Raw genomic sequence first — 17,669 nt, 5'->3', positions numbered from 1 at the left:
GACATGTGGGAATACGCCCCCGCGCCCGAGTCGCGGGACATCGCGAACCTCAAGCCGAGCTACAAGATGTTCGTCGACGGCAAGTTCGTCGAGGGCACCGGCGAGCCGCTCAAGACCATCAACCCGGCCACCGAAGAGGTGCTCGCCGAGGTCTCGACCGCGAGTCAGTCCGATGTGGACACCGCGGTCAAGGCCGCGCGCAAGGCCTACGACCGCGTGTGGTCGAAGATGCCCGGATCCGAACGGGCCAAGTACATCTACCGGATCGCGCGGCAGATCCAGGAACGCGGCCGTGAGCTCGCGGTGCTGGAGTCGCTCGACAACGGCAAGCCGATCAAGGAGTCGCGCGACACCGACATCCCGACGGCGGCCTCGCACTTCTTCTACCACGCGGGCTGGGCGGACAAGCTCGGCTACGCGGGCTACGGGCCCGACCCGAAGCCGTTGGGCGTCGCGGGCCAGGTGATCCCGTGGAACTTCCCGCTGCTGATGGCCGCGTGGAAGATCGCACCGGCGCTGGCGTGCGGCAACACCGTCGTGCTCAAGCCCGCCGAGACCACCCCGCTCACGGCGCTGGTGCTGGCCGACATCATCCAGCAGTGCGACCTGCCGCCGGGCGTCGTGAACATCATCCCGGGCGCCGGTGACGTCGGCGCCGCGCTGGTCGAGCACGCGGACGTCAACAAGGTCGCCTTCACCGGCTCGACCGACGTCGGCAAGATCATCCAGGGCCAGCTGGCGGGCACGTCGAAGAAGCTCACGCTGGAACTGGGCGGCAAGGCGGCGAACATCGTGTTCGACGACGCCCCGCTCGACCAGGCCGTCGAGGGCATCGTCAACGGCATCTTCTTCAACCAGGGCCACGTCTGCTGCGCCGGATCCCGCCTGCTCGTGCAGGAGTCCATCGCCGACGAACTGCTCGAGAAGCTGCACGCGCGCGTCAGCACGTTGCGCGTCGGCGACCCGCTCGACAAGAACACCGACGTCGGCGCGATCAACTCCCGCGAGCAGCTCACCAAGATCAAGGAGCTGACCGACGCGGGCGACGCCGAGGGCGCCACTCGCTGGACGTCCTCCTGCCCGTTGCCGGACAAGGGTTTCTTCTTCGCCCCGACCGTCTTCTCCGGTGTGTCGCAGGCGATGCGCATCGCCCGTGAGGAGATCTTCGGCCCGGTGCTGTCCGTGCTGACGTTCCGCACGCCGGAAGAGGCCGTGGCCAAGGCGAACAACACGCCGTACGGCCTGTCCGCGGGCATCTGGACGGAGAAGGGCTCGCGCATTCTCTGGATGGCACAACGCATGCGCGCCGGCGTCGTCTGGTCCAACACGTTCAACCGCTTCGACCCGACCGCCCCGTTCGGCGGTTACCAGGAGTCGGGCTTCGGCCGTGAGGGCGGCCGCACGGGTCTGGAGGCCTACCTCGATGTCTGATCGCATCACGGTCGAGAAGACCTACAAGCTCTACATCGGCGGCAAGTTCCCCCGCTCCGAGTCGGGCCGCAGCTACCCGGTGACCGACGCGAAGGGCACGTTCCTCGCCAACGCCGCGCAGGGCTCCCGCAAGGACGCGCGCGACGCGGTTTCCGCCGCCCGCAAGGCTTTCGCGAGCTGGTCCGGCGCCACGGCCTACAACCGGGGCCAGGTCCTGTACCGCGTGGCCGAGGTCCTCGAAGGCCGCCGCGAGCAGTTCATCGCCGAGGTCGGCACGTCCGAGGGCGTCGCGCTCAAGAAGGCGCAGTCCCTCGTGGACACCGCGATCGACCGCTGGGTCTGGTACGCGGGCTGGACCGACAAGATCGCGGCCGTCCTGGGTTCGTCGAACCCGGTGGCGGGCCCGTACTTCTCGTTCTCCACCCCGGAACCGACGGGCGTGGTCGCCGTCCTGGCGCCGCAGCAGTCGTCGCTGCTCGGCCTGATCTCGGTGATCGCACCGGTGATCGCGTCCGGCAACACCTGCGTGGTCATCACCTCGCAGGACCGCCCGCTGCCCGCGATCACGTTGTCCGAGGTGCTGGCCACCAGCGACGTCCCCGGCGGCGTCGTCAACATCATCACCGGCCGCACCGCGGAGATCGCCCCGTGGCTGGCCTCGCACGGCGACGTGAACGCGCTGGACCTCACCGGTGCGCCGGACTCGATCCGCGCGGACCTGGAGCGGAGTGCGGCGGGCACCGTGAAGCGCGTGCTGCGCAACAAGCCGAGCGAGGACTTCACCGCCACGCCGGACATGTCGCGCCTGCGCGCGTACCTGGAGACGAAGACGGTCTGGCACCCGATGGGTGTTTAGGGCAGCTAGTCGGCGGCGTAGGCCTTGCCCTGCGCCGCCAGCTCCTCGCCGAGGATCCTGATGGCCTTCGGGCCGACGCCGTGGATCTTCAGCAACGTCTTCGCGGACACCTTCGTCAGCGAGTCGAACGTCGTGTAGCCGTGCGATGCCAGTTCACGCGCCGCCACCTTGCCGATCGTGCGCGGGAACTCCGGCTCGGTCACGAGTTCACCAGACCCGCGCGCCACGCCCAGGAAGCGATCCCGACGCGGTTGCGCACGTTCAGCTTGGTCTGCACCGAAGCCAGGTGGGTCTTCACCGTGGACAGCGACAGGAACAGCGACGAAGCGATCTCCTGGTTGGAGAGCCCCCGCGCCACCTCACGGACCACGTCCTGCTCACGAGCGGTCAGCAACGACAGGTCAGGCCGCTGGGCGGGCCGGGCGAAGTGCTCCAGCATCCGCACGGTCACCTGAGGCGAGATCAGCGCGTTCCCCGCGGCGGCGGCGCGAACGGCCTCCACCAGCAGCGCCGGCCCGGCGTCCTTGGTCAGGAACCCGGAAGCCCCGTTCTCCAACGCCGTGTGCACGTACTCGTCCAGGTCGAACGTGGTCACGACGACCACCTTCGTCGTGGGCGACAGCTTCTTGGTCACCTCGAGCCCGTCCATCCCGGGCATGCGGATGTCCAGCAGGGCCACGTCGGGGTTGTGCTCCCGAGCGGCGGTGACGGCCGAGATCCCGTCGGGAACGTCGGCGACGACGGTGATGTCCGGCTGCTTCTCCAGGATCATCCGAAACCCGACGCGGACCATCTCCTGGTCGTCGGCGATGAGGACCGAGATCACTTCTTCCCTTCCAGGGGTAGCTCGGCGAGCACCTGCCAGCCGTGCTCGCGCGGACCCGCGGAGAACAGGCCGCCCAGCAGGTCGACCCTCTCACGCATACCTACGAGACCGTAGCCACCCTGGTTCAGCTCGTGCAGCTGACCGTCGTCGGCCACGATCACGCGCAACGCCCCACCGGACGTCCGCGAGATCTCCACGTCGATCATGGTGGGCCGTACGGCGTGTTTGTGCACGTTGGTGAGCGACTCCTGGACCAGGCGCAGCACCGACCGGCCGAGCTCCGGCGGCACCACGTCGGGCAGGTCGATGCGCAGGCGGGTCTCGAAGCCGAGCTCGCGGGTGCGTTCGACGGCCGAGATGACGTCGGCGGCCAGGTCCGTGGTGGCGGCCTCGTTCTCGCCCTGGCGCAACGTGCCGACGAGCCGGCGCATCGCGCCCAGGGCCTCGGTGCCCGAACGGACGATGCCGGGCAGCAGGCGGTGGGCGGCGTGCGGGTCGTCGTCGGAGACCTCCAGCGCCGCCTGGGCCTGCACGAGCATGCCCGTCACGTGGTGGGCGACGACGTCGTGCAGTTCGCGGGCCAGGGCGATGCGTTCTTCCTTCTGCGCGTCGGTGACGGCGGCGGCGATCAGGCGGCCGCCCTCGGTGTCGCGGGCGCGGAAGTACAGGCCGGTGCCGACGGCGGTGAAGCCCAGCACGAGCGAGCCGAGCATCTCGTTGTAGTTGCTCGACGAGATCCAGTTGTCCCGGACGATGGCGGCGAAGAAGCTCACGGCGACCAGCCAGCCCACCGACCACGTGGCGGCGCGGCGGGGCTCTTCTCGCACGACCACAGCCGTGATGACCAGGCACGCGGCGGTCTCGGCGACGGTGAGCGGGCTCAGCAGCGTCGGCAGGTTCACGTTGAAGAGCCGGATCACGAACGACGACAGGAAGATCGACGCGACCGCCACCGGGATGGTGAAGGCGCGCGACTTGAACGACATGACGGCGACGATGCACACCGGCACGGTCATCAGCCACACCAGCGCCTCGGGGCTGCCGCCCCCGCTCATCAGAAGGAGCTCGCCGAGCATCAGCAAGGCGAGAACGGCGGCGATCGGCCATTGGCCCCGATGACTGTCCACGGGAGACAACGGTAGGACCACCACACCTCTACGGCCTCGGTCATCCGGCTGATCCGGTGTGTCGTCAAGGCTGAGGTTTTGCGGTCCCGAACCCGGCACCTTGAGAAACATGAATTCGGTTCTGGCCGCTCGTGGCCTGGTCAAGACCTACGGCGACGTGCACGCGCTCGCCGGGGTGGACATCGACATCAAGGCCGGGGACGTGCTGGCGGTCGTCGGTCCGTCCGGGTCCGGCAAGACGACGCTCCTGCACGTGCTGTCCGGCATCCTGCGCGCCGACGGCGGCGAGGTGTTCCTGGACGGGCGGGCGATCGGCGAGCTGAACGAGACGGGACGCAGCGCGCTGCGGCGCACGGCGTTCGGGTTCGTGTTCCAGTCGGGCATGCTCGTGGCCGAACTGACCGCCGAGGAGAACGCGGCGCTGCCGATGCTGCTCGCCGGCGGTGCACGCGCGGAGTCGCTCGGCGCGGCCCGGCTGTGGCTGTCCCGGCTCGGCCTGCAGGGCATGGAGAAGCGGCTGCCGAGCGAACTCTCCGGCGGGCAGGCGCAGCGCGTCGCGATCGCGCGGGCCCTCGCGCACAGCCCGCGGGTGATCTTCGCGGACGAACCGACCGGCGCCCTCGACACGCGCACCGGCCAGGAGATGATGACCGTGCTCCTGCAGGCCGCCGAGGAGACCGGCGCGGCGATCGTGATCGTCACGCACGACAAGGCGATCGCCGACCGGGCGTTGCGCGTCGTCGAGATCCAGGACGGGCGCATCGCGGCGGGGGTGTCCGCGTGAGGATCGCTCTCGCGGTTCTGCGCAGGGACCGCCGCAGCCAGGTCGCGACGGTGCTGGTCGCACTGGGCGTGATGATCGCGGTGTCGCTGGTCCTCTGGCTGCTCGCCGCTCCGAACGGCCTGCAGGCGCGAGCCGACCGCACGGCGTGGCGCGACGGCATCGGCCAGAACGACAAGGGCGCCGTTTCCGTTGCCATGAACCAGGATTCGTACGACGGCAAGCTCATCGAACGGTTCGACGTCGCCCGCACCGAACAGGGCACCATCCCGGTCGCGGCCGGCATCGCCAGGTTCCCGGAAGCGGGCGAGGTGCTGCTGTCACCCGCGCTCGCGGACCTCGTGCGCGACACCCCTCCGGAGAAACTCGGCAACCGCTTCCCTGGCACGCGGATCGCGGAACTGGGGCCGGAGGCGCTCAAGTTCCCCGGCGAACTCGTCGCGATCATCGGCCACGAGCAGGTCGACAACGGCTACCCCGCGGCGGATCTGCGGGGCGGCGCCGGCTCGTACCGCGACGACTACCACGGCATGCTCTACCTGCTCACGCGCGTCGGGCTCGTAGTGCTGGTCGTGCCGTGCCTGGTGCTGGTCGCCTCGGCCGCCCGGCTGACCGCGGCGAAACGGGAACGGCGCCTCGCCGCGCTCAGGCTCGCCGGTGCCAGTCCGCGGCAGGTCGTGGTGATGACCGCCGTCGAGACCGCGATCGGCGCGGTCGTCGGCAGCGTGCTGGGTGTGGTGCTGGCGCGGCCGTTCAGCCACGTCACCGCCGAAGTCCCGTGGGAGGGCGGCACCTGGTACCCCGGTGACTTCGTGCCGGAACCCGCGGTCGTGGCGGCGGTGGCGGTGCTCGCGCCGCTGCTGGTCGTCGGGGCCGCGATCATGGGTCTGCGGCGCGTGGTGAACCAGCCGCTCGCGGCGGAGGCGAAGCGCAAGGTCAGGTCGTGGCGGCTGCTGACCATCGCCGGCGCGCTGGGCGTGTTCTTCCTCGGGATCATGTACGCGCAGGAGGCGAGCGGCGACGGCCAGTTCACCGTCGTGCTCCTCGGCCTCGGCGCGGTGGCGCTCGCGCTGGTGCTGGCGGGACCGGTGCTGACCGCGTGGGTCGGCCGGTTCTTCGTGGGGCGGTGGCGCAGGCCGTCGACGTTGCTGGCCGGACGCAGGCTCGCCGGTGACCCGGTGGCGGCGTTCCGCGGCTCGGCGGGCGTGGTGATCGCCGTGTTCACCGGCTCGATGGCGCTCACGATGCTGCCGGGGCTGGAGAGCCAGGTCCCGTACCGCGACTCGACGTGGCTGGAGAACGCGATCGTCGCGGAGCAGGTGACGCACGACATCACGCCGTTGCGCCTGGCGACCTCGGGACCGATCGTCACGATGCTCGACGGCACGATCAGGAGTGGCGACTACGGCACGTACGTCGTCGTCGGTGAGTGCGCCGAGGTCGCGAAGGTGCTGACCGGCCTCCACTGCCAGGCGGGACCCGCCGTCTACTCGCCAGGACCGTTGCAGGGCACCGAGTTCAAGTCGAGCGGCGGCAAGGACGTGCTGACCGCGCAGCTGCCGGCGCGGTACGAGACGCGGCCGTTCGAGGGCAGCGGCCGGGTGAGCGCGGTGATCGACCGCGACCTGCTGCCCTCACTGGCGGGCGAGGTGTCGATGGTCGGCGTGCCGACGACGCCGGAGAACCGCGACGCCGTGCACACCGCGCTGATCGGCACGCTGCCGGGCGTGCGGCTCGTGGACGGCGAGCAGCGGGGCCTCTTCGGCGACACGCTGATGGCGGACCTCCAGCGGGCCACGATCATCGGCCTCTCCATCGCGGCGGTGCTCGGCGGCATCGGCGCGGCGGTGGCCGCGGCGGGTTCGGTGATCGACCGCAGGCGCACTTTCGGCGCGTTGATCGCGGCTGGGACTCCGATTCGTGTCCTGGCTCACGCATTGCGGCGCGAAGTGATGTTGCCGGTGTTCGCCGTCACAATCGCGGCGTGCGGCGCGGGAATTGTCGTGGGCCTCGGATTGCTCACCCTGGCGCGCGGACTGGTGGGTCACGGCGAAATGCCGATCACGCCGTGGGTGATCGCCCCGGTGGGCGTCGGTGTCGTGGTCGCGCTGGTGGCGGCCCTGGCGTGCGGCCCGGTACTACGCGGCATCAGCCCTCGGGATTACGCGGCCGAGTAGTACTCGGCCGGAAGTACGAGGATGGAACTGGCCCTCAGCGCGATGTGCGCGGAGGGCCTTTTTCATAACTTGGATTCATGACGAATGCACAGCTCGCGAGCATCCAGTGGGGCGTTTTCCTCTCAATCGTTTTCCTGCTCCCGCAGCTGCTGTTCCGTCAGCTCACCTTCCGCGGCGCCACCATCACCGTCTACGCGAGCATGCTGTTCTCGGCGACGTTCCTGCCGATGCAGACCGCGCCGCCGCGCCAGTCCGTGCAGCTCGTCCCGTTCCAGTGGATCGCCGACACCTTTCGCGACGGGCAGATCGCGTTCGACCAGATGACGTTGAACGTGCTGCTGTTCGTGCCGCTCGGCGCGATGCTGATGTTCTGGGGGAAGCGCACGATCGGCCAGACCGCGTTGATCGGCTACGGCGTCTCGCTGCTGATCGAGGGCTCGCAACTGCTGTGGGCCAACCGGATCTTCGACGTCGACGACCTCATCACCAACACCACCGGCACCGCGCTCGGCTGGCTCGGCGCGCTGGCCGCCGTGAAGGTCTACGCCCGCGTGAAGACCGTTGTGCCGCAGCGCGAGCTCGTCAGCGCCCGCTGACCTGCGGATTCCAGAAAGCCTGCAAGACCCGTGTGGATGCTGGGCCGCATGCGAGCCAAGCGAACGATCGCGGTCACCGCCGCCCTTCTCGGCCTGACCGCGATGACGGTGAGCCCCGCCTCGGCCGCGGTGGGCAGCTGGAAGGCGTACGGGAACACGAACCCGATCACGTCCAGCCCGCACACGTGGGTCTGCGCCGCCAGCAAGGCGGTCACGACCAACGTCGTCGCGCAGGTGTGCGCGATCAGGTCGGCCAGCGGGGGCTCCGCCCAGGGCGCGGTGATCGTGCGCAACAACCAGTCCGGCCTCTTCTCCGCCACGGCGACGGTGGACCTGTGGTCCGAGGGGCGGAGTCAGATGGGCATCTGGGAGTGCCCGTCGTCCGGTGTCGGGGCGAACTCGTGGTCGGTGTGCTTCGGCCGCAGCCAGTCCGTCCCCTCCAGCGACCTGGTGAACTCCTTCGGCTGGGCCAAGGACAAGTACCTCGGCGTGACAGGACTCGCCTGACCCCACGTTCACCCGGCGGCGTGAGGTGACGCGCGCCGCCGGGCCCGTCCCCTGATCATGGCCGCCATGAAGTTCGTGGAGGCGTTCAGCATCCTGGTCGCCGTCGTCGGCCCGCCGAAGATCCTGCTGGCGTTCCTGATGGACACCGAGGGCGCCGACTCCCGCACGCGCTGGCGGGTGGCGTTCACCTCGACCGCGATCGCGCTGGGCGTCGGCCTGTTCGTCGTGGTGGCCGGACGGGCGTTGCTCTCGGTCTTCCACATCAGCGAGGGTGCGCTGTACCTGGCGAGCGGCGTCATCCTGTTCGTGCACGCGCTTGATCTCGTGCTCGGACGCAAGCAGGAACCAACGCACGACGACACGCGCGGCACACACGAGTTGGCCACCGCCTACTACGCGAACCCCGTGGCACTGGCCTACCTGTTCCTGCTCTCGGACACGAAGTCGGTCGAGACGACGTTCGTGCTGGCAGGCGGGTTCGCGGCGGTGATCGCGCTCGACCTGGCGGCGATCGCCGTGCTCGGCATCGCGATGCGCTGGGTCAAGATGACCTACGCCTGGGTGCTCGTGCGGGTGCTGGGCGTGCTGCTCGCGGCGCTGGGCGTCGACCAGATCGTCGAGGGCCTGATCACGCTCGGCATCCTCGAACGGGTCTAACTGGTGCGCCAGCCCAATTCGCCCGCGGAGTTGATCTCCGGGAAGCAGTGGCCGACCGCGCTGCGCGTCTCCAGGGCCGTCGCGACCTGGTCGAACATCTCCACGATCGACGTCCACTCCGGCTTGACCATCTCGTTGCGCTCCTGGTCCCACTCGACCACGCAGCCGCGCAGCACTCCGGGGCGGAGGTCCACCGCGAGCACGTCGCCGGTGCCGTCGAACGCGATCGGCAGCCACTCGGGGTGGAAACCCGAAGTCGGCGCGCCGGCCTCGGAGACGTCGACGGGCTTGCTCACGTGGGTGTCCCTGAGCACGAACGCGCGATCGGCGCCCAGCGGCGTGTAGAAGGGCGGCAGGATCTCGGCGAAGCGCCCCTGTTCGGTGCCGCCGTAGACGCTCCACCACAGCTGGAGATCGATCGGAACCCGAAGCTCCGGCAGCGCGTCATACCTCGGACGCAACACGGCACGGGTGGCCGGAGCGTGCTCCGCCAGCCATGCCAGGATCCGGTTCCAGTGCTCGATCACACCCACCGTTCCATGATCTTGGCGGAACGACGGGCGAGGTACCGCCCATCGGGGCAGGATCAACGCGAACAGGTCACTACTGGGGGAAGAGCTTTCAGATGGCGGAACAAGGCCTCAAGGTCGACTTCGACGCCTTGACCGGATACGCGTCCGCGGTGAGCGGTCTGGCGAGCGAGGTCGGCACCGTCGGCAGCGGCACGTTGAACGGCACGACCAGCCTCCCCGGCGACTGCTTCGGCAAGCTGGGCAACGAGGTCGGCCTCAACGCCGCCTTCCAAACCGCCGCGCAGGCGCAGCTCGACGCGCTCAAGGCCGCGTCGACGGGGCTCGCCGGTCTCGGCACCGCGGTCTCGAAGGCCCGCGAGTCGTACCTCGCCCAGGAAGAAGCGCACAAGGCGGCGATCACCAAGGCGGGCCAGGCATGAGCGTCGAGGGGCTGCTGAGCCAGTTCATCGCGCCCATGAAGGAGGACCTGGCCAAGCTGGACGGTGACACCGGCGGCGCCACGCGGGCCGGCGACGCGTTCGGCCGCGCCCAGACCGCGATGACCGACCTGGGCACGCGGCACGGTTCGGCCTCGACGGCCGTGCTGAACACGTGGTCCGGCGACAAGGCCAACGCCTTCACCGCCCGCGTCTCGACCTTCGCCTCGGCCGCGACCCTGCTGTCCTCCAACGCTTCCGCGCTCAAGACCGCGGCCTCGACCGGCGTGTCCGCCGTGACCGGCGGCCGCACCGCGATCCAGGGCCTCATCGACGAGTTCACGTCCAAGGCGACCCCGAAGCTCGCCGCGGCCCTCGCCCTGTCGCTCGTGGCAGGGCCCGGCGTCGTGCTGGCGGCCGTGGCCGACCTCGCCGGAATGGCGTCCGGGTACCAGGGCAAGACCTCCGCCGAACTGCAGAAGGTGCGCGACCAGCTCACGCAGCTCGTCGGGCAGATCAACGGCCTGCAGAAGCCGGACGCGGGCGCGCTCGCGAAGCTCGGCGACCCGCTGGGCGGCGACGAGGGCACCACCTCGACCTCCGGCGCCTCCGACACCCCGAAGCAGGAATCCGGTCCCGGCTCCAACAACGGCAGCGGCTCCGGCTCTGGCGGCGGTGGCGGCAGCGGTTCAGGAGGCGGCGGCGGTGGCGGTGGCGGCGGTTCGGGCAGCGGCGGAGGCGGCGGCGGCTCCGGCCCGCGCCTGCCCGTCGCGATCCCGCCGCAGCCCGGCGAGGGCGTCGGCGTGAACCTGCCCGACGGCAGCAGCGCGGAGGCACCGAACGAGACCGCGGCCAAGGCCGTGCGCAACGCGTTGTCCGCCCTCGGCACCCCGTACGTGTGGGGCGGCGCGAACCCGCCCCAGGGCACCGACTGCTCCGGCCTCACGCAGTGGGCCTACGGGGGCGCGGGCTTCGACATCCCGCGCCCGGCCTCGTCCCAGGCGATGGGCGCCTCGGTGCCCGCGGACCAGGTGCTGCCCGGCGACCTCGTGGTGTGGGACGGGCACGTGGCGATGATCATCGGCAACGGCCAGATGGTCGAGGCCGGCGATCCCGTGCAGGTGCAGCCGATCCGCACGTCGAACAGCGGGATGTCGTTCTACGGCTTCTACCGCCCCACGGGCTGAGCTACTTCGCGGCCTGGGCCGCGGCCTTCAGGTCGGCGAACTTCACGATCTGACCGCCCGCGCCCCAGGTCCCCTCCGGCTGCTCGTGGATCAGCACCCAGACCCGCAACGCGTCGGCCTCGCCCAGTCCGGCGGCCTCCAGCACCAGCGCCGTCGCCTCCTGCACGAGACCGGCCTTGCGCCGGTCGGACAGCGCGCCCACCGGCACCCGGACGTCCACCCGGAACCGCGGCGCGTCGTCCTCGGCGGTGGTCTGCGCGCCCGCGGGCAGTTCGTGCAGGTAGGTCCAGGCCACCGAGCGGAAGAACTCGTTGTCCGGCGCGCCCTCCCACTTCAGCAGCAACGCGGCCAGGTCGCGCTGCACGCTCTTGCGGCCCGCGTCCGTCAGCGATCCGGCCGGCGCGGTCAGTTCGATCATCGGCATGGCATTCCCCGATCTATGACGACTGTTATAACCCCCGGCGGACGCTAGTCTATGACGAGCGTTATAGCCAGAGAGGCCTGACATGTCCCGAGAGCAGATCGTCACCGGCGCGGCCGACATGATCCGGCGGCGCGGCCTCAACGCCACGAGCATCCGCGAGGTCGCCAAGCACGCGGGCACACCGCTCGGCTCGACCTACCACTACTTCCCCGGCGGCAAGACGCAGCTCGCGACCGAGGCGGTCCAGTGGGCGGCGGAGACCGTCTCGAAGGTGCTCACGGCGAAGCTCCGCAAAGGACCGGTCGACGGCGTGAAGGCGTTCTTCGCGCTGTGGCGGCAGATCGTCACGGAGACCGGTTTTCAGGCCGGTTGTCCCGTGCTCGCGGTGGCCATCGAGGAGAACGCGAGCCCGCAGGCGCTGATGGCCGCGGCGGACGGGTTCCGGGCGTGGTCGGCCCAGCTGGCCGCGTCGCTGGAGGAGCACGGGGTCTCGCCCGCCCGTGCGCGCAGCCTCGCCCACCTCTGCGTCTCGGCGGCGGAGGGCGCGGTCGCGCTGTGCAGGGCCCGGCGCAGCATCGAACCCCTCGACGACGTGGCCGCCGAACTCACCGCGTTGCTACATGCGGCCACCGAAGATCCTGGGATGCGGCACACTGTCCCCATCAGGGGGTGATCGGAGTGGACGACGACGTCCAGCGCGCCGCGCGGAAGGTGCGCGAGGTCGAGCAGGCGGTGTCGGAGCACGTCACGCGCAGTGGTCCCATCACGGGACGAGCGTCCTCTCCGGACGGCGCGGTGACGGTGGTCGCCACCCCGGGAGGCCCGCCGCAGCAGATCGCGGTGAGCCCGGCGGCGCTGCGGATGGGCCCGCACGGGCTGGCCGCCGAGATCATGCGCATCGCCGACAAGGCCCGGCGCGACGCGAACACCCGCCTGCACCAGACGCTGGACCGCGTGGTCGACCCGCGCGAACTGACGGCCGTGGGCCTCGAACGCGGCCCCGACGAGGACGAACTCGGGTGGCGGCGGTGAACGAGGAACGCCTGCAGGCCACCGAGCGGCTCCAGCGCGAGCTCGCGACACTCACCGCCACGGTCGAGCACCCGAACGGCACGTGCATGGTCACGGCGTCGCCGAAGGGCGAGATCAAGGCCCTGCACCTGCACCCCGCGCTGCTCACGCAGGGCGCGCAGGCCGTGGGGCAGGTCGTCACCGAGACCGTCCAGCTCGCCACGAACGCGGCCGTGCAGATCAGCTTCAACAAGATGGCGCTGGCACTCGGTGACGGGATGGCGATCGACGTCGAGTCCGTCGCGGGGGACTCACCCTTCCGGTCGACGTGGAACCCCGTCGTGCCACCGAAATCCCCCGCTGAGCAGGCACCACCGGAGCGCAGGCAGAGGGCGCCGCACATCGAGAACCCGGACGACGACGCGTTCTTCGAGAACCCCTCGTGGCTCCGGTGATCAGCACCGTTAGGCTCGTCGACGGCATCAGGCAGGCGTGACCGGGAGGTCAGGATGGCGCAGGACATCGTCCCCATCGAGCTGGGGCTGACGCAGGGTGACGTAGTCACCCTGTGGGCACCCCGCTGGCGCGAGAAGGGCGAGGAGTGGGAGGCGTTCCTCGGCGACGAGGAGGACCTGTTCGTCTTCCCCGACGCCGCGCATCTCGCCGCCTTCGTGCGCACCGCCGAGGAGCACGACCTGACCGATCACCCCGCGTGGCCGGTCGTGCCGTCGCTGGGTGTCGCGGACCTCTCGCCGGACGACAACCACCAGTTCGACCTCGTCGGCGTGCCCGAGCTCGTCGCGGAAGACCCGGACACCTGGACGATCGGCGAGCTCGCCGACGTCATCGCGATCGTGCGCGCCCTCGCGGACGTCTGCGACCTGGAGAAGGTCCACGAGGTGCTCGACAGCGCCGAGGGCTTCTCGCTGCTGCCGCAGGGCACGCTGCCGTTCAGCGGCCGTGACGGCGGCAAGCTGTGGGGCGAGCTGTCCGAGGTCGTCTCCGAGAAGTGGGACGAGGTCCTCGACGCGATCGACAGCGTGGTGAACACGCCGGAGGTCCCCGAGAAGGAGCTCTCCGTCGCGCAGGACGAGCTCGCCGCGCTGGAGGCCGCCGCGGCTGCCACGGCCGCGGCCGCCGTCGACTCCCCCGCGGACGAGGACTCCGACGAGGAGAAGGCCGAGCCCACGGGCTTCTGGGCCGAGGTCGGCGTCGACCCCATCAAGATCATCACGTCGGCCGGCGAGTTCTACACGCTGCGCTGCTACCTGGGCGACGACCCGGTGTTCCTGGGCCGCCGCGGCAAGATCGAGGTCTTCACCTCGCACCGCGCCCTGAGCCGCTTCGTCGCCGAGAACGACGAGCACGACCTGGCCGAGGTCGAGACCTGGAACGACATCAAGGTCAAGGCCACCGCGGGCGAGCTCGACGTCGACGTGGACGACGACAACGTCTACGTGCTCACCGGCATCGCCGAGGACATGGAGGAGGGCCCCGACTCCCTCGACCCGCAGCAGCTCGACCTCGCCGTCGAACTGTTCGAGGACGCGGCCGAGTGGGCCGAGGACGAGTCCGTGAAGGACGCGCTCGCCTCGTCCGAGTCACTGGGCTGGCTCGTGTCGTTCGTCGTGTCGCCGGACCCGACGCGTCTCGCGCCGTCCGCCCCGTACGACGCCGAGGTGGCCGCGTTCCGCACGCTGCAGGCCGCGTTCGAGGACCGGCTCAACACCAACTGAGCTCTGGTGTGACGAGGGGCCGCTCACTTCTGGTGAGCGGCCCCTTTTCGTTGTCGTCTAACGGACTCGGTAGCTCACGGCGGGGAACGGGAAGTTGCCCTGGTGCAGGCTGCCGAGGACGTAGTAGGTGTCGCCGGACTGGCCGGGCAGACCCGTCGCGCAGTTCGCGTTGAAGAAGACGTCGATGTTCGCGGACGAGATGTTGAGGCCGGAACGCACCGGTGCCACGTTCACGCACTCGCCGTTCGCGAGGTCGACCGCGGACTTGGTGCCGGACAGGTTGGAGCCGCTGTAGAGCACGGCGTGCTCACCTTCGGCGCTGGCGGGCAGGGCGAGGGCCATCGAGGCGAGGACGGCGAGTCCTCCGGCGATCAGTGCAGGGCGCATGAGATCCACTTTCCCAGCCGCAGCTGTCGATCAGCTGTCTTCCAGGACCGGAACGACATCCGGTTGCACCCGCCTGTATGATACAGGTTTATGACAGGTTCTCGGTCGCAGCGCCTCGCCGTGGAGTTGCGGGAACGGATCACGCTCGGCGACTACGGCCCGGCGGGGTCGATCGAGAGCGAGGCCGAACTGGGCCGCCGCTACGAGGTCAGCCGCGTGACCGTGCGCCGGGCTTTGGAGCAGCTCCGCGACGAAGGCCTGCTGGCGTCGCGAAAAGGCGCCGGCTGGTACGTGGTGTCGTTCGCCCAGCCGCTGGCGCTCGGCTCGTTCCAGCACGCGCAGTCGGCAGTGGCCGAAGCCGGTGTCTCACTGGTGCGCACGGTGCTCGAATACGGCTACCGCGAGGCACCTTCGACCGTCGCCTCGACACTGGGACCGGGCGAGATGCTGCGCGTGCGTTCGTTGCGCCGCACCGGGGACACACCGCTGGACGTCGTGACCGAGTGGGTGCCGCTGGCACTGGCCGCGCCGGTCAGCCGGGCCGACGCCGAGTCGCCCGGCACGTGGGAGACGTTGCGGCGCAACGGCAACCAGATCGCCGTCGTCCGGCAGAGCATCGCGGCCGTCGCGGCGGGCGACCTCGGCACACTGCTCGGGGTCGCCGCCACCACACCCGTGCTTCTGGTGCGCCGCATCGCGTTCGACGGCGCCGAGCAGCCCATCGCCCTGTCCGAGCACCACTACCTGGGCCACCGGTTCCAGCTGGAGGTCGAGTTCCGCGGCTGGCCCGGCGCGGAACCTCCCGGCGTCGCCGCGATCCCCTCGGAGGACTGATCATGCGCGTGCTCGTCACCGGCGCGGCCGGGTTCATCGGCTCGCACTTCACCCGCTACTGGCTGCGCGAACACCCGGCGGACGAGGTCATCGCCCTCGACGCGCTGACCTACCGCGGCAACCGCGCGAACCTGCCCGCCGACGTGCCGTTCGTGCACGCGGACATCGCCGAGGCGGACGTCGAGGGCATCGACGTCGTCGTGAACTTCGCCGCCGAGTCGCACAACAGCCTCGCCGTGCTGGATCCCGGCCGTTTCTTCCGCACGAACGTCCTGAGCACACAGGCGTTGCTGGAGTCCTGCCGTCGCGCGGGCGTGCAGCGGTTCCACCACGTGTCGACGTGCGAGGTGTACGGCGACCTCGCGCTGGACGCCACCGAGGCGTTCCACGAGGACTCGCCCTATCAGCCGCGCACGCCCTACAACGCGTCCAAGGCCGGCTCGGACCACGCCGTCCGCTCGTACTTCGAGACGTTCGAGCTGCCGGTGACGATCACCAACTGCGCCAACAACTACGGCCCGAACCAGTTCCCCGAGAACGTCCTGCCGCTGTTCACGACGCGTGCTTTGGACGGCGGGCAACTGCCCGTCTACGCGTCGAGCGACAACCGCCGCGAGTGGATCCACGTGCTGGACCACTGCCGTGCGATCGACGCGGTGCTGCGGGACGGTGTCGTCGGCCGCACCTACCACGTGGGCACGGGCGTCGAGGCGAGCGTCGACGAGATCGCCGACCTGGTGCTGGACGAGCTCGGCCTGCCGCGGTCGCGGAAGTCGGTCGTCGCCGACCGACCCGGCCACGACCGCCGCTACCTGCTGGACTCCGGCCGGATCGGCCGCGAGCTCGGATGGCGCCCGGAGATCGGCTTCGAGGCCGGAGTCCGGGACACCATCCGCTGGTACGCCGCCAACCGCGCGTGGTGGGAGCCGTTGCTGCGGCTCAGCGCGATCGACGAGAGCGCGTGGGCGGTTACGACCGGGCGGTGAGGGCTGCGTAGCCCGGCTTGACCAGTTCGTTGATGATCGCCAGCCGCTCGTCGAACCCGAGGAACGCCGACTTCATCGCGTTGATCGTGAACCACTGCAGGTCCGCCCACCCGTAGCCGAACGTCTCGGCCAGCGCGGCGAACTCGCTCGACAGCGTGCAGTCGCTCATCAGGCGGTTGTCGGTGTTGACGGTGACGCGGAACCGCAGCTTCGCGAGCAGGCCGATCGGGTGGTCGGCCAGCGTCGGGGCGGCGCCGGTCTGCAGGTTCGAGGTCGGGCACATCTCCAGCGGGATGCGGCGGTCGCGGACGTACGCGGCCAGGCGGCCCAGCTGGACGTCGCCGTCGCCGGAGACCTTGATGTCGTCGACGATCCGCACGCCGTGGCCGAGTCGTTCGGCGCCGCAGTGCTGGATCGCCTCCCAGATGGACGGCAGGCCGAACGCCTCACCGGCGTGGATGGTGAAGTGCGCGTTCTGCTGGCGCAGGTACTCGAACGTGTCGAGGCCCCTGGTGGGAGGGAAACCGGCCTCGGGGCCCGCGATGTCGAAGCCGACGACGCCGAGGTCGCGGTAGCGGACGGCGAGCTCGGCGATGCGCAGCCAGCCCTCGTTCTGGCGCATCGCGCACAGCAGGGTGCCGATGCGGATCTTGCGACCGGTGGCGGCGACGCGCTGCTCGCCGACGCGGAAGCCCTCCTGGACGGCCTCGACGACCTGTTCCAGCGTGAGGCCCTTGTCGGTGTTGAGCTCGGGCGCGTAGCGGATCTCGGCGTAGACGACGCCGTCCGCGGCCAGGTCCTCGACGGCCTCGGCGGCGACTCGCACCAGCGACGCCTCGTCCTGCATGACACCGCACGTGTGGGCAAAGCCCTCGAGGTAACGCACGAGGGAGCCGGAGTTCGCGTTGTCGCGGAACCAGCCGCCGAGGACGCCCGCATCGGTGGTGGGCAGGCCCTGGTAGCCGGTGGCATCGGCGAGTTCGATCACCGTCTGCGGGCGGAGGCCACCGTCGAGGTGGTCGTGCAGCAGCACCTTCGGCGCGCTGCGGATGGACTCCAAGGTAAGCGGCGTGGACATTGCTACACGTTACTCCAGGCGCCACGCCGCTTCGGGTGCTGGCGCGCAGCGCCAGCACGGCAGTCGCCGACACGACCTGTCTCCTCCACTGAAGTGGGAACGGCCCGCGCGCAACCCGC

The 17,669-nt window shown here is 70.2% G+C and carries 22 protein-coding genes; 15 read left to right on the top strand and 7 right to left on the bottom strand.

The genetic code is table 11. The features are described from left to right. Nucleotides 1–3: 3 nt before the first annotated feature. Both ACH413_RS31820 and ACH413_RS31815 read left to right on the top strand, forming a co-directional pair. Nucleotides 4–1,431, top strand: a complete 1,428-nt coding sequence (locus ACH413_RS31820; protein ID WP_360044320.1) for an aldehyde dehydrogenase family protein — start codon at nt 4–6, stop codon at nt 1,429–1,431. Next, entirely contained in the window at nt 1,424–2,287 is an 864-nt protein-coding gene (locus tag ACH413_RS31815; protein WP_360044323.1) for an aldehyde dehydrogenase family protein, read from the top strand. Before ACH413_RS31820 ends, ACH413_RS31815 begins: the two co-directional genes overlap by 8 nt. A 5-nt stretch (nt 2,288–2,292) precedes the next feature. Here the strand turns inward: ACH413_RS31815 and ACH413_RS31810 are convergent, their stop codons facing one another. From ACH413_RS31810 to ACH413_RS31800, 3 genes are read right to left on the bottom strand one after another with little or no spacing between them, the layout of a single operon-like run. Then, complete coding sequence (locus ACH413_RS31810; protein ID WP_360044326.1) at nt 2,293–2,490, bottom strand: helix-hairpin-helix domain-containing protein; 198 nt, start codon at nt 2,488–2,490, stop codon at nt 2,293–2,295. Further along, nucleotides 2,487–3,113 carry a response regulator transcription factor gene (locus ACH413_RS31805; RefSeq protein WP_319975078.1) on the bottom strand — a complete coding sequence of 209 codons (627 nt, stop codon included), beginning with the start codon at nt 3,111–3,113 and terminating at the stop codon, nt 2,487–2,489. Before ACH413_RS31805 ends, ACH413_RS31810 begins: the two co-directional genes overlap by 4 nt. Further along, nucleotides 3,110–4,240: a histidine kinase gene (locus ACH413_RS31800; protein ID WP_360044330.1), complete on the bottom strand. Its 1,131-nt coding sequence runs from the start codon at nt 4,238–4,240 to the stop codon at nt 3,110–3,112. The genes ACH413_RS31805 and ACH413_RS31800 overlap by 4 nt, the downstream gene beginning before the upstream one ends. A 109-nt stretch (nt 4,241–4,349) precedes the next feature. On the opposite strand from ACH413_RS31800, the gene ACH413_RS31795 reads away from it, so the two are divergent. From ACH413_RS31795 to ACH413_RS31775, 5 genes are all read left to right on the top strand, one after another. Further along, nucleotides 4,350–5,024 (top strand): ABC transporter ATP-binding protein, encoded by a 675-nt coding sequence (locus ACH413_RS31795; RefSeq protein ID WP_360044333.1) that lies wholly within the window; start codon nt 4,350–4,352, stop codon nt 5,022–5,024. Then, nucleotides 5,021–7,198, top strand: a complete 2,178-nt coding sequence (locus tag ACH413_RS31790) for an FtsX-like permease family protein (RefSeq protein ID WP_360044335.1) — start codon at nt 5,021–5,023, stop codon at nt 7,196–7,198. Before ACH413_RS31795 ends, ACH413_RS31790 begins: the two co-directional genes overlap by 4 nt. A gap of 77 nt (nt 7,199–7,275) precedes the next feature. Continuing rightward, complete coding sequence (locus ACH413_RS31785) at nt 7,276–7,794, top strand: VanZ family protein (RefSeq protein WP_360044338.1); 519 nt, start codon at nt 7,276–7,278, stop codon at nt 7,792–7,794. A gap of 48 nt (nt 7,795–7,842) precedes the next feature. Beyond that, entirely contained in the window at nt 7,843–8,301 is a 459-nt protein-coding gene (locus ACH413_RS31780; RefSeq protein WP_360044341.1) for a hypothetical protein, read from the top strand. 66 nt (nt 8,302–8,367) lie between these two features. Beyond that, nucleotides 8,368–8,958: a MarC family protein gene (locus tag ACH413_RS31775; RefSeq protein ID WP_360044344.1), complete on the top strand. Its 591-nt coding sequence runs from the start codon at nt 8,368–8,370 to the stop codon at nt 8,956–8,958. Here ACH413_RS31775 and ACH413_RS31770 read toward each other — a convergent pair. After that, complete coding sequence (locus tag ACH413_RS31770) at nt 8,955–9,491, bottom strand: SMI1/KNR4 family protein (protein WP_360044347.1); 537 nt, start codon at nt 9,489–9,491, stop codon at nt 8,955–8,957. The two genes, ACH413_RS31775 and ACH413_RS31770, sit on opposite strands and share 4 nt — an antisense overlap. A 92-nt stretch (nt 9,492–9,583) precedes the next feature. Between ACH413_RS31770 and ACH413_RS31765 the strand changes: the two genes are divergently transcribed. After that, nucleotides 9,584–9,910, top strand: a complete 327-nt coding sequence (locus tag ACH413_RS31765) for a hypothetical protein (RefSeq protein WP_360044350.1) — start codon at nt 9,584–9,586, stop codon at nt 9,908–9,910. Next, a complete protein-coding gene (locus ACH413_RS31760) occupies nt 9,907–11,094 on the top strand; it encodes a C40 family peptidase (protein WP_360044353.1) in 1,188 nt (395 codons plus the stop codon). The genes ACH413_RS31765 and ACH413_RS31760 overlap by 4 nt, the downstream gene beginning before the upstream one ends. 1 nt (nt 11,095) lies before the next feature. On the opposite strand, the gene ACH413_RS31755 is transcribed toward ACH413_RS31760, so the two are convergent. Beyond that, nucleotides 11,096–11,518, bottom strand: a complete 423-nt coding sequence (locus tag ACH413_RS31755) for a tautomerase family protein (RefSeq protein WP_360044356.1) — start codon at nt 11,516–11,518, stop codon at nt 11,096–11,098. Between the two features lie 82 nt (nt 11,519–11,600). Between ACH413_RS31755 and ACH413_RS31750 the strand changes: the two genes are divergently transcribed. The 4 genes from ACH413_RS31750 to ACH413_RS31735 are packed head-to-tail and all read left to right on the top strand — an operon-like array spanning nt 11,601 to nt 14,265. Next, complete coding sequence (locus ACH413_RS31750; protein ID WP_360044359.1) at nt 11,601–12,191, top strand: TetR/AcrR family transcriptional regulator; 591 nt, start codon at nt 11,601–11,603, stop codon at nt 12,189–12,191. Between the two features lie 5 nt (nt 12,192–12,196). Then, the gene (locus tag ACH413_RS31745) at nt 12,197–12,550 is read left to right on the top strand and encodes a hypothetical protein (protein ID WP_360044362.1); all 354 of its coding nucleotides are present in this window, start codon (nt 12,197–12,199) and stop codon (nt 12,548–12,550) included. Continuing rightward, complete coding sequence (locus ACH413_RS31740; RefSeq protein WP_360044365.1) at nt 12,547–12,984, top strand: YbaB/EbfC family nucleoid-associated protein; 438 nt, start codon at nt 12,547–12,549, stop codon at nt 12,982–12,984. Before ACH413_RS31745 ends, ACH413_RS31740 begins: the two co-directional genes overlap by 4 nt. A 54-nt stretch (nt 12,985–13,038) precedes the next feature. After that, on the top strand, nt 13,039–14,265 hold the full coding sequence (locus tag ACH413_RS31735) for a primosomal protein (RefSeq protein WP_360044368.1): 1,227 nt from the start codon (nt 13,039–13,041) through the stop codon (nt 14,263–14,265). 57 nt (nt 14,266–14,322) lie between these two features. On the opposite strand, the gene ACH413_RS31730 is transcribed toward ACH413_RS31735, so the two are convergent. Next, nucleotides 14,323–14,652, bottom strand: a complete 330-nt coding sequence (locus ACH413_RS31730; protein ID WP_360044371.1) for a hypothetical protein — start codon at nt 14,650–14,652, stop codon at nt 14,323–14,325. A gap of 90 nt (nt 14,653–14,742) precedes the next feature. Between ACH413_RS31730 and ACH413_RS31725 the strand changes: the two genes are divergently transcribed. After that, nucleotides 14,743–15,486: a GntR family transcriptional regulator gene (locus ACH413_RS31725; RefSeq protein ID WP_360044374.1), complete on the top strand. Its 744-nt coding sequence runs from the start codon at nt 14,743–14,745 to the stop codon at nt 15,484–15,486. A 2-nt stretch (nt 15,487–15,488) separates the two neighbouring features. Beyond that, nucleotides 15,489–16,472, top strand: a complete 984-nt coding sequence (locus tag ACH413_RS31720) for a dTDP-glucose 4,6-dehydratase (protein ID WP_360044377.1) — start codon at nt 15,489–15,491, stop codon at nt 16,470–16,472. On the opposite strand, the gene ACH413_RS31715 is transcribed toward ACH413_RS31720, so the two are convergent. Continuing rightward, on the bottom strand, nt 16,456–17,550 hold the full coding sequence (locus ACH413_RS31715) for an adenosine deaminase (protein WP_360044380.1): 1,095 nt from the start codon (nt 17,548–17,550) through the stop codon (nt 16,456–16,458). The two genes, ACH413_RS31720 and ACH413_RS31715, sit on opposite strands and share 17 nt — an antisense overlap. Nucleotides 17,551–17,669 lie beyond the last annotated feature (119 nt).

The sequence above is a fragment of the Lentzea sp. NPDC020367 genome (assembly GCF_044387305.1).
Taxonomy (GTDB): Bacteria; Actinomycetota; Actinomycetes; order Mycobacteriales; family Pseudonocardiaceae; genus Lentzea.
Note: the sequence above shows the minus strand (reverse complement) of the source record. Positions and strands in the feature narration are given on the sequence as shown.

Coding starts and splice junctions, on each gene's coding strand:
- ACH413_RS31820 (WP_360044320.1), top strand. CDS start 4: ATGTGGGAATACGCCCCCGCGCCCGAGTCGCGGGACATCGCGAACCTC.
- ACH413_RS31815 (WP_360044323.1), top strand. CDS start 1,424: ATGTCTGATCGCATCACGGTCGAGAAGACCTACAAGCTCTACATCGGC.
- ACH413_RS31795 (WP_360044333.1), top strand. CDS start 4,350: ATGAATTCGGTTCTGGCCGCTCGTGGCCTGGTCAAGACCTACGGCGAC.
- ACH413_RS31785 (WP_360044338.1), top strand. CDS start 7,276: ATGACGAATGCACAGCTCGCGAGCATCCAGTGGGGCGTTTTCCTCTCA.
- ACH413_RS31780 (WP_360044341.1), top strand. CDS start 7,843: ATGCGAGCCAAGCGAACGATCGCGGTCACCGCCGCCCTTCTCGGCCTG.
- ACH413_RS31775 (WP_360044344.1), top strand. CDS start 8,368: ATGAAGTTCGTGGAGGCGTTCAGCATCCTGGTCGCCGTCGTCGGCCCG.
- ACH413_RS31765 (WP_360044350.1), top strand. CDS start 9,584: ATGGCGGAACAAGGCCTCAAGGTCGACTTCGACGCCTTGACCGGATAC.
- ACH413_RS31760 (WP_360044353.1), top strand. CDS start 9,907: ATGAGCGTCGAGGGGCTGCTGAGCCAGTTCATCGCGCCCATGAAGGAG.
- ACH413_RS31755 (WP_360044356.1), bottom strand. CDS start 11,518: ATGCCGATGATCGAACTGACCGCGCCGGCCGGATCGCTGACGGACGCG.
- ACH413_RS31750 (WP_360044359.1), top strand. CDS start 11,601: ATGTCCCGAGAGCAGATCGTCACCGGCGCGGCCGACATGATCCGGCGG.
- ACH413_RS31735 (WP_360044368.1), top strand. CDS start 13,039: ATGGCGCAGGACATCGTCCCCATCGAGCTGGGGCTGACGCAGGGTGAC.
- ACH413_RS31730 (WP_360044371.1), bottom strand. CDS start 14,652: ATGCGCCCTGCACTGATCGCCGGAGGACTCGCCGTCCTCGCCTCGATG.
- ACH413_RS31725 (WP_360044374.1), top strand. CDS start 14,743: ATGACAGGTTCTCGGTCGCAGCGCCTCGCCGTGGAGTTGCGGGAACGG.
- ACH413_RS31720 (WP_360044377.1), top strand. CDS start 15,489: ATGCGCGTGCTCGTCACCGGCGCGGCCGGGTTCATCGGCTCGCACTTC.
- ACH413_RS31715 (WP_360044380.1), bottom strand. CDS start 17,550: ATGTCCACGCCGCTTACCTTGGAGTCCATCCGCAGCGCGCCGAAGGTG.